13 protein-coding genes are annotated in these 12,483 nt (G+C 68.5%); 9 read left to right on the plus strand and 4 right to left on the minus strand.

All coding sequences use genetic code 11. The features are described 5' to 3' along the window. Positions 1-17: 17 nt before the first annotated feature. Positions 18-959: a peptidylprolyl isomerase gene (locus ACVCMI_RS09765; protein WP_447098973.1), complete on the minus strand. Its 942-nt coding sequence runs from the start codon at positions 957-959 to the stop codon at positions 18-20. Positions 960-1,107: 148 nt separating this feature from the next. On the opposite strand from ACVCMI_RS09765, the gene ACVCMI_RS09770 reads away from it, so the two are divergent. Genes ACVCMI_RS09770 through ACVCMI_RS09780 form a run of 3 tightly spaced genes read left to right on the plus strand, consistent with a single transcriptional unit; the run spans position 1,108 to position 2,842 of the window. Continuing rightward, positions 1,108-1,470, plus strand: a complete 363-nt coding sequence (locus ACVCMI_RS09770; protein ID WP_395118348.1) for a PadR family transcriptional regulator — start codon at positions 1,108-1,110, stop codon at positions 1,468-1,470. Next, positions 1,467-2,399 carry a sensor domain-containing protein gene (locus tag ACVCMI_RS09775; protein WP_447098972.1) on the plus strand — a complete coding sequence of 311 codons (933 nt, stop codon included), beginning with the start codon at positions 1,467-1,469 and terminating at the stop codon, positions 2,397-2,399. Before ACVCMI_RS09770 ends, ACVCMI_RS09775 begins: the two co-directional genes overlap by 4 nt. Then, the gene (locus ACVCMI_RS09780; protein ID WP_447099456.1) at positions 2,399-2,842 is read left to right on the plus strand and encodes a DUF1579 family protein; all 444 of its coding nucleotides are present in this window, start codon (positions 2,399-2,401) and stop codon (positions 2,840-2,842) included. Before ACVCMI_RS09775 ends, ACVCMI_RS09780 begins: the two co-directional genes overlap by 1 nt. A gap of 37 nt (positions 2,843-2,879) precedes the next feature. Here the strand turns inward: ACVCMI_RS09780 and ACVCMI_RS09785 are convergent, their stop codons facing one another. Beyond that, a complete protein-coding gene (locus ACVCMI_RS09785) occupies positions 2,880-3,167 on the minus strand; it encodes a hypothetical protein (RefSeq protein WP_395118354.1) in 288 nt (95 codons plus the stop codon). 127 nt (positions 3,168-3,294) lie between these two features. Here ACVCMI_RS09785 and ACVCMI_RS09790 point away from each other — a divergent pair, with 127 nt between their 5' ends. The 6 genes from ACVCMI_RS09790 (at position 3,295) to ACVCMI_RS09815 (ending at position 11,297) form a co-directional block, all read left to right on the plus strand. After that, positions 3,295-3,903: a class I SAM-dependent DNA methyltransferase gene (locus tag ACVCMI_RS09790; protein ID WP_447098971.1), complete on the plus strand. Its 609-nt coding sequence runs from the start codon at positions 3,295-3,297 to the stop codon at positions 3,901-3,903. 74 nt (positions 3,904-3,977) lie between these two features. Further along, positions 3,978-5,969, plus strand: a complete 1,992-nt coding sequence (locus ACVCMI_RS09795) for an OPT family oligopeptide transporter (protein WP_395118358.1) — start codon at positions 3,978-3,980, stop codon at positions 5,967-5,969. An 85-nt stretch (positions 5,970-6,054) separates the two neighbouring features. Beyond that, on the plus strand, positions 6,055-8,661 hold the full coding sequence (mprF, locus tag ACVCMI_RS09800) for a bifunctional lysylphosphatidylglycerol flippase/synthetase MprF (protein ID WP_447098970.1): 2,607 nt from the start codon (positions 6,055-6,057) through the stop codon (positions 8,659-8,661). Continuing rightward, positions 8,658-9,461 carry an AcvB/VirJ family lysyl-phosphatidylglycerol hydrolase gene (locus ACVCMI_RS09805; protein WP_447098969.1) on the plus strand — a complete coding sequence of 268 codons (804 nt, stop codon included), beginning with the start codon at positions 8,658-8,660 and terminating at the stop codon, positions 9,459-9,461. Before mprF ends, ACVCMI_RS09805 begins: the two co-directional genes overlap by 4 nt. Before the next feature lie 79 nt (positions 9,462-9,540). Beyond that, positions 9,541-10,602, plus strand: a complete 1,062-nt coding sequence (locus ACVCMI_RS09810) for a class I SAM-dependent methyltransferase (protein ID WP_447098968.1) — start codon at positions 9,541-9,543, stop codon at positions 10,600-10,602. After that, positions 10,599-11,297: a pseudouridine synthase gene (locus ACVCMI_RS09815; protein ID WP_447098967.1), complete on the plus strand. Its 699-nt coding sequence runs from the start codon at positions 10,599-10,601 to the stop codon at positions 11,295-11,297. The genes ACVCMI_RS09810 and ACVCMI_RS09815 overlap by 4 nt, the downstream gene beginning before the upstream one ends. A 43-nt stretch (positions 11,298-11,340) precedes the next feature. Here the strand turns inward: ACVCMI_RS09815 and ACVCMI_RS09820 are convergent, their stop codons facing one another. Both ACVCMI_RS09820 and ACVCMI_RS09825 read right to left on the minus strand, forming a co-directional pair. Then, a complete protein-coding gene (locus tag ACVCMI_RS09820) occupies positions 11,341-11,685 on the minus strand; it encodes a YkgJ family cysteine cluster protein (RefSeq protein WP_395118367.1) in 345 nt (114 codons plus the stop codon). Between the two features lie 47 nt (positions 11,686-11,732). Further along, positions 11,733-12,320, minus strand: a complete 588-nt coding sequence (locus tag ACVCMI_RS09825) for a DUF1415 domain-containing protein (RefSeq protein ID WP_447098966.1) — start codon at positions 12,318-12,320, stop codon at positions 11,733-11,735. Positions 12,321-12,483: the final 163 nt, after the last annotated feature.

The following is a 12,483-nucleotide window of genomic DNA, read 5'->3' on the forward strand; positions in this document are numbered from 1 at the left end:
GGCAGGGCCGCCCTGCGTCAATGCGCTGCTTTCGGCTCACGCACGGGGATGTCGACGCTGCACAGGCCGACCTTGCCGGACGACACCTTGTAGAAATCGTCATGCCGGTGGCGCTGGGCGTCGAGCAGGGCGGCGAAGGTGGCGCTGTCCGTGCGCAGCACCTGCACGGCCGGGCGCTGCGCCGGCGGCAGTTCGGAGGCCAGTCGCACGGATTCGATCGGCGTGCGTTGCGCGGGCTTGTCGTAGAAGCCCATCGGGCCGGTACCACGCGGCAGGGCGGACAGCAGCGGCATGCCTTCCAGCACGCGGCCGGCGATCGCCAGGTTGCGGTCGAGCCGGCGCGGGGACTGGCCGATCACCACGTACAGCTCGCTGCCGCTGCCGGTTTCCGGGCCGATGTCGCGTCCCACGCCGACCATGCCGTAGCAATGGGTCAGCCACTGCTCGCCGCTGGCCGGGTCGCGCGCGGCGGGGAAGCCTTCACTGAAACCGACCTCGGGTGCATAGACGTCGCCGTCGGGCAGCGGGGTCCATTCCAGCCTCGGGTCGATCGGCCGCGTGTATTCCGGCGGCAGCGTGGCGTGCGCCTTGCCAAGCGAGCGCGGCTTGCTGGCGGGATCGTTGTTGTCGCCCGCCGGGTCGCCCCATTGCGTGACGAAGTTGTCCTGCACACGCACGATCGCCAGGCCGTCGTAATAGTGCTGGCGCGCCATGGTGCGGATGTTCGCCGCATGCAGCGGGGTGAAGTCCGGCGCCAGCTCGATCAGCACGCGTCCCGTCTGCAGCTGCATCACCAGCAGGTTGTGCGGGTCGGGCGTGCGCCATTCGGCCGCGGTGGACTTGGCCAACAGCTCGGCGCGGCTCGGCGTGGGCGCCTGGGTATCCGTGGCGGCGAGCGCCGGCACGGCGACCAGGCTGGCCAGCAGCGTCAGGGCCGCGAATTGACGACGTGCATGCATGGCTATCCCCTCAAGGTTTGCAACGGCGAGACCCGCAACTTAGCAGAGCGTCCGCGTCGCCGGCAGGCGCATGACTTCAGGCATATTCACTAGTCATAACTGCACACTAGAATGAATACCGTAACAGGTGACAGTGCGGGTGAGCGCGATGGATGACGGCAGTCAACTGAAGAAGTTCCAGAAGGAGCTGTCCACCGGCACGGTGGCGCTGGTCCTGCTGGCCGTGCTGGCGCAGTCGCGCCAGCCGATGTACGGCTACCAGATCGCCAAGCGGCTGGAGGCGGTGGGCGAGGGCGTGCTCGCCGGCAAGCAGAGCGCGCTGTATCCGGTGCTGCGCAATCTCGAGGCGTCGGGATTGCTGGCCAGCGAGGTCGAGCCTTCGATCAGCGGACCGCCGCGACGCTATTACCGCATCACCCGGCCCGGGCGCGACGCGCTGCGCGACTGGACCGCCGCGTGGATCGCCACCCGCGATTCGGTCGACAACGTCTTGCAAGGAGGGGTTTCATGAACGCGCCACGCACGATTGCCCAATATCTCGATCAGCTGCGCGCCGCGCTGCGCGGGGCCGACCCTGCGCTGATCCAGGATGCGCTCTACGACGCCGAGGAACACCTGCGCGCCGAGCTTTACGAACGCCCCGGACGCGACGAGGCGGCGATGCTCGAACAAGTGGTGCAGAGCTACGGCGCACCTGACGAGGTGGCCGAGATCTACCGCGACCAGGAGATAAAGGTGCAGCGGGCGATCCGCCCGCCGCCAGCACCGCCGCGTCGCTCGCTGGCCGGGCGCTTCTTCGGCGTGGCGACCGACCTGCATACCTGGGGTGCGCTGTTCTACATCCTGCTGGGGTCGGCCACGGGCATCGCCTATTTCACGCTGGCCGTGGGTGGCATCGCGCTGTCGGCGGGCCTGTCCGTGCTGATCATCGGCCTGCCGTTCATAGTGCTGTTCATCGGCAGCATGCGGGGGCTCTCGCTGCTCGAAGGGCGCATCGTGGAAGCGCTGCTGGGCGTGCGCATGCCGCGGCGGCCACCGTACCCGCAACGCGGCGTGCCGCTGCTGGGGCGGATCGGCGCCATGTTTACCGACCCGCGCACCTGGACCACGCTGTTCTACATGGTGCTGATGTTGCCGCTGGGCATCGTATACTTCATCCTCACCGCCGTTTTGCTGGCCGTCGCGCTGGGCCTGCTGGGACTGCCGGTGCTGATGCTGTTTGGCCACGACTGGCTGCAGGGCCTGTACGTGGATCACACGATCCTGCTGGACTGGGGTTCCGGTCCGCACGTACCTGGCTGGGCCGAGGTGCTGGCGATGTTCCTGTTCGGCGCCGGGTTGCTGTTCGCCACCCTGCACCTGGTACGCGGAATCGGCCGCTTGCACGGCGCCATGGCCAAGCACCTGCTGGTGCGCGGCACAACCCGGAGTGCATCGTGATGGACGACCTGCTGGCCCGTTTCGATGGTGCATGGGATGGCGAAGAAACCATCGCCACGACCCGCTGGGGCGAGGGCGGCCCGGCGCTCGCGCAGATCAGCGGGCGGTTGGCCCTCGGCGGCAGGGTGCTGCTGATGGATTACCGCGAAACGCGGGACGGCCAACCCGCGCTGCAGGCGCACGCGGTATTCGCCGACGGTGCCAGTCCCGGCAACTTCGCGCTGCACTGGTTCGACAGCTACGGCTTCACTCCCGCAGAACCTGCGCCCGGATATCGCGACGGCGATCGGCTGGTGTTCGTGCGCAGTTCGTCGCGCGGGCAGACACGACATGTGTACCACTGGCTGGGCAACGACGAGTTCACCCTGGTGCTGGAAAGCTCGTTCGACGGCGGTACAAGCTGGGAGAAGGTCATGCAGGGCAGCTACCGTCGCGTCCCGTAGCCCCGGCGCGCCGGGGTGACCGGCGTCGTCGCGGCTTTCAGAAATCATCCACGAACTCGATGCCGGCGCTGCATTCGCTGGCCAGTATCTCGGCGTTCATGCGCACGTCGTCGGCCAGGCTGTCGCTGGCCGCGCCCACTTCGATGAGATAGGCATGTGCGTCGCTGTCGCCGGCCGAACCCAGCGAGCTGGAGTCGTCGCGGATGCCCAGCGCGGGGTCGTCGATTTCCTCGATGTGCTCGACCCCGTCAATGCCGTGCAGGCCGATGATGAGGGTGTCGGCGTCGGCGCGACTGCCGATCAGGCGAAAACGGATCATGGGCATGGTGTTGGCTCCGGGTGGTCGGGGGCGGGGCGAGCATCGCAAGCGAAACGCATGCGAAAAGTGATGCCGTGCCGCGCGCTACCATGGGCGTTCATCCGCCAGCCACTCCGGCCCGCGCCGGGAAGCCATGCCCAAGACCTACGACCGCATCTATTTCGACAAGTGGTATCGCGACCCGCGCCATGCGGTCGGCTCCCCGGCCGAGTTGCGGCGCAAGGTGGCGATGGCGGTGGCGCAAACCGAGTACTACCTGGGCCGCACGATCCGCAACGTGCTGGACGTGGGTTGCGGCGAAGCCACGTGGCGGGCGCCGCTGCGCGCGCTGCGACCAGGCGTGGAGTATCGCGGGCTGGATGCCAGCGAGTACGTGGTGGCGCGTTACGGCCGCAGCCGCCGGATCGGCCTGGCGCGCTTCGGCCAGCTCGAACAGCTGCGCTTCGACACCCGCTTCGACCTGATCGTGTGCAGCGACGTGCTGCACTACCTCAAGCCAGCCGAGATCCGTGCCGGGCTGCACGGTATCGGCGAGATGCTCGATGGCGTGGCCTTTCTGGAAGTGTTCACCAGCCGCGACGACGTGGCGGGCGACCGCCAGGGTTTCATCGCGCGCGCTCCCGCCTGGTACTTGCGCGAGTTCGGCCGCGTGGGCCTGTTGCCGTGCGGATCGCATTGCTATCTCGGGCCGCGACTGGAGCAGCATGTGGCCGCGCTGGAGCGCGCGCGGCTGCCTGGCTGACGAAGGCCGGCGTATCGCCGGGCGACGGTTCCGCGCTATCGTGCGCGGCAGTTTTCATCGGGGGAGAGCACGAAGTGACCCAGCCAGTCTTGTCCAGCCCGTCGCGCCGCGAGCTCACCCTTCGTGGCGTCATCATCGGCATCGTGATCACCGTGGTGTTCACCGCTGCGAACGTGTTCTTCGGCCTCAAGGCCGGACTCACCTTCGCCACCTCGATCCCCGCCGCGGTGATTTCCATGGCGATCCTGCGCGCGTTGAAGAACTCCACCGTGCAGGAGAACAACATCGTGCAGACGGTGGCCTCGGCCGCCGGCACGCTGTCGGCGATCATCTTCGTGCTGCCGGGCCTGGTGATCCTGGGCTACTGGAACGGCTTCCCGTTCTGGATGAGCTTCGGCATCTGCGCCACCGGCGGCATCCTCGGCGTGATGTACACCATCCCGCTGCGCCGCGCGCTGGTCACCGATTCCGACTTGCCGTATCCGGAAGGCGTGGCCTGCGCCGAGGTGCTCAAGGTGGGCTCGGGCGATTCGCCGGAGGCCGCCGAGTCGGTGGAGTCCGGCGGTGCCGGGCTGAAGGCGGTGGTGGTGGGCTCGATCGTCTCGGCGGCGTTCTACGTGGTCGTGCAGACCAAGATCTTCGCCGCCGCGGTGTCCAGCTATTTCCGCATCGGTGATCGGGGTGCGGCTAGCGGTTTCGACTTCGGTCTCTCCTTCGCGCTGTTCGCGGTGGGACACCTGGTGGGCCTGTGGGTGGGCGTGGCGATGCTGCTGGGCGCGATCATCGGCTGGGGCTGGGCGGTGCCGCACTTCCTGCTGCTGCACCCGGAGGGCGGCGCGGCGGCGGAAGCGGCCCAGGCCACCTGGAGCCACTACGTGCGTTTCGTGGGCGCCGGCACCATCGGCGTGGCGGCGATCTGGACGCTGGCCAAGCTGGTCAAGCCGGTGATCGGCGGCCTGGCCGGCGCGATGCGCGCCTCCAGCGCGCGCAAGGCGGGCACGCTGCATTCGCTGCCGCGCACCGAACACGACATGCCGATCGGCCAGGTCGGCATCATCACCTTGCTGTGCCTGATCCCGGTGGCGTGGCTGCTGGGCCACTTCGCCAACATCAGCGGGCTGGGCGAGCACATGGCGCTGCTGGTGATCGGCGGCGTGGTGTTCGTGATCATCATGAGCTTCCTGGTTTCCGCGGTATGCGGCTACATGGCTGGCCTGATCGGCTCGTCCAACAGCCCGCTGTCGGGCGTGGGCATCCTGGTGGTGATCATCGCCGCGCTGCTGCTGGTGCTGGGGGTGAAGTCGCTGGTGCCGGAGGAGGCCGGCAAGGCGCTGGTGGCCTTCGCGCTGTTCATCACCTCGATCGTGTTCGCGGTGGCCTCCATCGCCAACAACAACCTGCAGGATCTCAAGACCGGGCAGCTGGTGGACGCCACGCCCTCGCTGCAGCAATGGGCGCTGGTGATCGGCGTGATCGCCGGCGCGCTGGTGATTCCGCCGGTGCTGGACCTGCTGAACCAGGCCTACGGTTTCCTCGGCGCGCCGGGCGTGGACCCCGCGCGCGCGTTGCCGGCGCCGCAGGCCGGGCTGATCTCGGCGCTGGCGCAGGGCGTGATCACCGGCAACATCGACTGGAGCCTGATCGCCATCGGTGGCGGCATCGGCGCGGTGCTGATCGTGGTCGACGAGGTGCTGGGCAAGACCGGCAAGTCGATGCGCCTGCCGCCGCTGGCGGTGGGCCTGGGCATCTACCTGCCCACCTCGACCACGCTGATGGTGGTGGTCGGCGCGATGGTCGGCGCCTGGTTCGACAAGCGTGCCGAGCGCGGCCCCAAGGCGGAGCCGACCAAGCAGTTGGGCGTGCTGCTGGCGTCGGGCCTGATCGTGGGCGAGAGCCTGCTCGGCGTGATCGTGGCGGCAGCGGTGGCGCTGTCCGGCAACCAGTCGCCGCTGGCCGTGGTGGGTGAAAGTTTCGCCACCCCGGCGATCTGGATCGGCGGCCTCGCCTTCACCGCGACGATCGTGGTGATGTACCGCTGGATCGCGCGGATGGGGCAGGGCGGCTGAGGTCGCCTTGCCGCGTGGCTGCCGTTCAGCGGCTGCCACGCGACTGGCCCTAAACTGGCGGCCTTTCCGGGGGGATGCGAGCCGCGTGGTGCAGGAACAAGTCGAACGGGCGCCGCGCGCGGACGGGATTCCCGATGGCCCCAGCCAGAGGGTCGCGTGGTTGCGCCACATCGCCGGCCCGCTGTTCTCGGTGGGCATGCTGTGCCTGGCGCTGTTCGCCCTGCATCTGCTGGCGCGCGAGGTGAATTACCACCAGGTGCGCCAGTACGTGCAGGGGCTGTCGCACGAACGCCTGGGCCTGGCGGCGCTGTTTACCCTGGCCGGCTACGCGGTGATGACGATGTACGACCGCCTGGCGCTGGCCGCGATCGGACGTCGGCTGCCGTGGCGGCGGGTCGGCCTGATTTCCTTCATCAGCTACGCCTTCAGCAACGCCCTGGGCATGTCGCTGCTGGTGTCCGGTTCGATCCGCTATCGCTTCTACGTGCAGAACGGGCTGGGCAACGGCGAGATCGCCCGCGTGGTGCTGTTCTGCACCAGCAGCTTCTGGCTCGGCCTGCTGGCGCTCACCGGCACCACCTTGTTGTGGGTGCCGCTGCCGCCGGAGCTGCCGCTGGCCGGTCTGAGCCAGCCGTTGGGCGCGGTGCTGGTCGCACTGCCGCTGGCGTGGCTGGCTGGCGGATTGATCCATCGCCCGCTGCGCATCTGGCGCTGGCGCGTGACGCTGCCTTCGGTGGGCACCGCGTTGAAACAGATCCTGGTCGGCGCCTGCGACTGGGGCCTCGCTGCCGCGGTGCTTTACGTGCTGATGCCGGATGCGTTGAACAACGGCTTCGGGCACTTCCTGGCGATCTTCGTGATCGCCCAGATCGTCGGCCTGGTGAGCCACGTGCCCGGCGGGCTGGGCGTGTTCGAGGCGGTGATGCTGGCCGGCTTCGGCGCCACCGGCAACGCGCAGCTGACGGCACCGATCCTCGGTGCGCTGGCCGCGTACCGGGTGATCTATTACCTGCTGCCGCTGTGCGCCGCCGCCGTGCTGGTGCTGCAGCGCGAGGCGCAGGGCTGGCGCCGCAAGGCCGTGCTGGCGCCATGGTTCACCGGCTTGCTGCCTTCGTTCTTCGCCGGCCTGACCCTGGTCTGCGGGGCGGTGCTGCTGTTCTCCGGCGCGACCCGCGCGCTGCCGGTGCGCATGGCGATCCTCGGCGAGCTGTTGCCGCTGTCGGTGCTGGAGGTTTCGCACCTGCTGGCCAGCGTGATCGGCATGCTGCTGCTGATCCTGGCGCGCGGCCTGCAACGCCGGCTGGATGCCGCCTACTGGCTGACCCTGGTGTTGCTGCTGGCCGGCGCGGTGTTCTCGCTGCTCAAGGGCATCGACTACGAGGAGGCCGCGCTGATGACCTTGCTGGCGCTGGCGCTGGCGCCGGCCCACCGGTTGTTCCATCGGCGCGCGTCGCTGTTCAGCACCAGCTTCGGCGTGGGCTGGATCGTGGCGATCGTGGCGACGCTGGGCTGCGCGGCGTGGCTGGTGGTGTTCAGCTACAAGCACGTCGACTACAGCGCCGACCTGTGGTGGCAGTTCAGCCTGCAACACGGCGGCGCGCCGCGCGCGCTGCGCGCGCTGGTGGCCGCGGCCGTCACCGGCATGCTGTTCGCGGCGGCCAGCCTGATCCGTCCGCAGAAACTGCAGCGCGAACGACCCGGCGAGGCCGAGTTGGCGCAGGCGCTGCCGCTGATCAAGCAGTTTCCCTCGGCGCAGGCACACCTGGCCCTGATGGGCGACAAGACCTTGCTGTTCGACGACGAGCACAAGGCCTTCGTGATGTTCGACACGATCGGACGCAGTTGGGTCGCGATGGGCGATCCGGTGGGCACCGACGAGGCCGCACGGCGCGAGCTGGTGTGGACCTTCCTCGAACAGTGCGAGCGAGCGGGTGGCTGGCCGGTGTTCTACCAGGTCAGCCCGGCCAACCTCGACCTGTACCTGGAGGTGGGCCTGAACCTGCTTAAGATCGGCGAAGAGGCGCGGGTGCGACTGGATGCCTTCAACCTCGACGGCAAGTCGAAGAAGGTGCTGCGCAACACGGTCAACAGGCTGCAGCGCGACGGCCTGCGCCTGGAGATCGTGCCGGCCGACGCGGTGGCCGGCCTGCTGCCGAAGCTGCGGCCGGTGTCGGACGCCTGGCTGCGCGACAAGCACGTGCGCGAAAAGCGCTTCTCGCTCGGTGCCTTCGACCCGCACTACCTGGCGCGCACGCCGATGGCGCTGGTGTGGCAGGGCGATGAGCTGGTGGCATTCGCCAACCTGCTGCTCAGCGACACCCGTGAAGAGGCATCGGTCGATCTGATGCGCCATCGCCCGGACGCCCCGGCCGGCATCATGGACTACCTGTTCGTGGAGCTGATGCTGTGGGCGCGCGCCGAGGGCTACCGCTGGTTCAACCTCGGCATGGCGCCGCTGGCCGGGCTGCACAGCCGGCGGCATGCGCCATGGTGGAACCGGTTCGGCGCGATGGTGTTCGGCCGCGGCGAGCGCTTCTACAACTTCCGCGGCCTGCAACGCTACAAGCAGAAGTTCGACCCGCAGTGGGAGCCGCGCTACATGGCGGTGCCCCGCGGCATCGCCTTGCCGATGATCCTGGCCAACGTGGCCAGCCTGATCGCCGGCGGATTGGGAGGAGTCGTGCGCCGATGAGACGATGGAAGACCTGGCTGGCCGGTGTGCTGGTGCTTGGTGTGCTTGGCGCCTTGCTGGCGTGGCGGCCCTGGTCGTCGGTCAGCCTGGCCGATGCGGCCGTGGTCTGGCCGGTGGCCGCGCATGCCGTCGCACCGCCGGAGGGGAAGGACGACGTGATGGCGGTGATCGTCTCCGGCGACGGCGGCTGGGCCGACGTGGATCGGCGCCTGGGCATCGCCTTGATCGACCGCGGCGTGCCGGTGCTCGGCATCAACTCGTTCAAGTACTACTGGCGCGGGCACGACCCGCGGCAGACTGCGCGCGAACTGGATGCGTTGATGACGAAGCAGCTCGATGCGTGGGGCAAGCGGCGGATCTGGCTGATCGGCTTTTCGTTCGGCGCCGACGTGCTGCCCACCATCACCGACCAGCTCGGCGCCGAGAACCGTGCGCGGATCACCCAGATGGTGCTGCTCTCACCCAGCCGCGACGTGACCTTCGAGATCGAGCTGCAGGGTTACATGATCGAACAGGGCTGGTTCAAGGAGCGCCTCAAGGACGCGTTGCAGTGGATCAACCCGATCGATCATCACGACCCGCTGCCGCCGCTGCGGGCGTTGCACGACCAGCCGCCAGTGGTGTGCTACTACGGCCTGGACGATGCGGCCGACAGTCTGTGCGACCAGCCCGGTCTGCCGACGTGGGTCACCGTGCACGCCAAGCAGGGTGGCCATCATTTCGACGAAGGCTACGGCCCGTTGGCGCAACAGATGCTGGACGAATTGCCGGCGTCACCGGGTACCGCCGCTCGGCCTTGAGCACCGTGCAGGCGGCAGGCGCGCAAAGGCGCCGCGATACACTGCGCGCCTGTTTCCCGGGTCAGGACATCGAGTGAGCATGGCGGGAGTATTCGCGACCCCCAGCGCAGCGCTGGCGGCGTTGTTCGTGCCGTTCGAGACGGCGCGGTTGAGTTTGCCCGCGGATGGCCGGGTGCTGTTCTTGCGTGCGCGCGCCAATGTGCGCCTGCGCGAGCTGGCGCAGCCGGGCTGGTTGTGCGAGCAGGGTTTCCTGCCGTTCGCGGAGGAGCTGGCGCGACAGGGCCTGCACGTCGGCGAACCGGCGGCCGACGAACGTTTCGCGCTGGTGCTGGTGCTGCCGCCGCGCCAGCGCGACGAGGCGCGCGCGCTGTTCGCCCGGGCGCTGCAGCACACCGCACCGGGCGGCACCGTGCTGGCGGCAATGGCCAATGCCGAGGGGGCGAAATCCGGTGAGGCGGATCTGCAGAGGCTTGCCGGCCCCGTGCAGCAACTGTCCAAGCACAAATGCCGCGTGGTCTGGGCCGCGCGGGACGACGCTGCCATCGACCAGGCGTTGCTGAAGCCATGGCTGGCACTGGATGCACCACGCGAGATTGCCGGCGGCTACGTCAGCCGGCCGGGGCTGTTCGCCTGGGACCGCGTCGACCGCGCCTCGGCGCTGCTGGCCGAACACCTGCCGGTGGAGCTGCACGGTCGGGTGGCGGACCTCGGCGCCGGTTACGGTTACCTCGCCTGCCAGCTGATCGCGCGTTGCCCGCGGGTCTCGGCGATCGACCTGTACGAGGCCGAGGCGCGCGCGCTGGAGCCGGCGCGCGTCAACCTGGCGCGGGCACAACGCGATGCTGGTCGCGAGCTGGCGGTGAACGTGCACTGGCACGACGTGACCCGCGGCTTGTCCGAACGCTACGATGCCATCGTCAGCAATCCGCCATTCCACCAGGGCCGCGCGGACCTGCCGGAGCTGGGCCGCGCCTTCATCACCAGTGCAGCGGATGCGCTGCGACCGGACGGCTGCCTGCTGCTGGTGGCGAATCGGCACCTGCCGTACGAGGCGCACCTGGGCCAGCGCTTCGAGACCGTGCGCACGCTGGCGACGCAGGAAGGATTCAAGGTGATCGAGGCCACCGGAGTACACGCATGAAACTGGTCAAGCTGATCGCCAACCTCGGCTACGGCAGTCGCAAGGACGTGACCCGGCTGTTCCGCAGCGGTCGCATCACCGACGCCGATGGCGAGGTGCTCTACGCCGACGACGTGGTGCCGCTGGAAACCGTCCGCGTCGACGACGAGCCGCTGGACCCGCCGCCTGGCCTGGTGCTGATGTTGAACAAGCCGCTCGGTGTCACCTGCTCGCGCAAGGACCCGGGCCGCATCGTCTACGACCTGCTGCCGCCGCGCTACAGCGTGCGTACGCCCGCGCTGTCCACCGTGGGGCGACTGGACCGCGACACCTCCGGTTTGCTGCTGTTCACCGACGACGGCCCGCTGCTGCACCGGATCATTTCGCCGAAGGCGCAGGTGGCCAAGGTGTACGAGGCCACCCTCGCACAGGATCTGCGCGGCGACGAGGGCGCGCTGTTCGCCAGCGGCACGCTGCTGCTGGAATCGGAGAAGGAACCGCTGGCACCGGCGACACTCGATGTGCTGGGGCCGCGGCATGCCCGCCTGACCGTCACTGAGGGCCGCTATCACCAGGTTCGCCGGATGTTCGCTGCGGTGGGCAACCACGTGGAAACGCTGCAGCGGATTTCAGTCGGTGGACTCGCCTTGGGGAACCTGCGGCCCGGCGAATGGCGCGCCCTCGATGCCGCCGAGGTCGCGCTGATTTTCGCGTAGGCCCGCCGGCTGTTTTGCAATCCGATGGCGGGCGGCGCCCGCCCTACAGCACGTGCACCGCCGTGGGGATGACGTTGCCGAACCATTTGTGGCGCTCGTCGCGGCAGCTCGGGCTGCCCATGGCGTACTTGCGGCAAATCGCGGGGCGGTCTTCGTAGATGGTGCAGCGGGAGGTGTTCGGGTCCACCGCGGCACACCAGCCGTCTTCGCCCTTGGCCAGGATTTCCATGCCGTGTGCGTCGTGATCGACCAGCCAGGCGGGCACGTGGTCTTCGGGCATCAATACCACGGTGAGACGGCAGCACACGGCCTCGCAGGTCGTGCATTGCACGCCGGGGTCGATGCTTTCGCTGTAAGGGTCGCTATGAGGGTCGGGAATGTTATTCACGCGCCAGCATGGCACGGCGGGCATGAACGCCGTGTGGTGGCGCAAGTTCAGCCGGTTTCGCCGCGCCACAGCTCCTGCCAACCCTCGACACCCAGCCGCCGCAGTGTCTCGATGTTGCGCCGGTAGATCGCGTCGGTGTCGCTCATCTGTTCCATCGCGCGTTCCACGCTAGCTTCGCGCAGCAGGTGCAGGGTGGGAAAGGGCGAGCGGTTGCTGAAGTTCTCGATCGCGTCGTCGGCGCTGTGAGCGAACTGGTATTGCGGATGGAAGCCGGCCACCTGCCATTCGCCTTCGAGCCCCAGCGTCTGCACCGCGGCATCGGCCACGTCGAGAAAATCGTTGTAGTCGAGGAAGTCGTTCAGCACGAACGGGTGGATCAGCAGGCCGGTCTCGCATTCCTCCGGCGTCAGGGCGTTCAGCGATTGCAGTTCGCCACACAGGTCGTCGAGCAACGCATCGGTATCGCGTGCGTGGCTTACCCGCAGCCGCAGCTTGCCCTGCGCGTGGGGCGCGCGGGCAAACGGGCACAGGTTCAGCCCGATCACCGCGCGCTCGATCCAGCGCGTGGTGGCGGCGAGGCAGGGCGCGTCTTCGGGCAGGGCGTCGGCGTTGAGGTCGGCGGGTGTGTCGTTCATGCGCTTCTCGCAGGCTGGGCGCGCCGACTATAGCTGTCCGCGATGCCGACGCCGTAGCGCCATGCTTGTAGGGGCACACCCTGTGCACGATGCTCTTCATCACGTGACGCAAAAGTATCGCGCGCGACCAAAGGAAGTCCCTTGTGGACAGGCTGCTCACCTA

The sequence above is a fragment of the Rhodanobacter sp. UC4448_H15 genome (assembly GCF_052978265.1).

Coding starts and splice junctions, on each gene's coding strand:
- ACVCMI_RS09765 (WP_447098973.1), bottom strand. CDS start 959: ATGCATGCACGTCGTCAATTCGCGGCCCTGACGCTGCTGGCCAGCCTG.
- ACVCMI_RS09770 (WP_395118348.1), top strand. CDS start 1,108: ATGGATGACGGCAGTCAACTGAAGAAGTTCCAGAAGGAGCTGTCCACC.
- ACVCMI_RS09775 (WP_447098972.1), top strand. CDS start 1,467: ATGAACGCGCCACGCACGATTGCCCAATATCTCGATCAGCTGCGCGCC.
- ACVCMI_RS09780 (WP_447099456.1), top strand. CDS start 2,399: ATGGACGACCTGCTGGCCCGTTTCGATGGTGCATGGGATGGCGAAGAA.
- ACVCMI_RS09785 (WP_395118354.1), bottom strand. CDS start 3,167: ATGCCCATGATCCGTTTTCGCCTGATCGGCAGTCGCGCCGACGCCGAC.
- ACVCMI_RS09790 (WP_447098971.1), top strand. CDS start 3,295: ATGCCCAAGACCTACGACCGCATCTATTTCGACAAGTGGTATCGCGAC.
- ACVCMI_RS09805 (WP_447098969.1), top strand. CDS start 8,658: ATGAGACGATGGAAGACCTGGCTGGCCGGTGTGCTGGTGCTTGGTGTG.
- ACVCMI_RS09810 (WP_447098968.1), top strand. CDS start 9,541: ATGGCGGGAGTATTCGCGACCCCCAGCGCAGCGCTGGCGGCGTTGTTC.
- ACVCMI_RS09815 (WP_447098967.1), top strand. CDS start 10,599: ATGAAACTGGTCAAGCTGATCGCCAACCTCGGCTACGGCAGTCGCAAG.
- ACVCMI_RS09825 (WP_447098966.1), bottom strand. CDS start 12,320: ATGAACGACACACCCGCCGACCTCAACGCCGACGCCCTGCCCGAAGAC.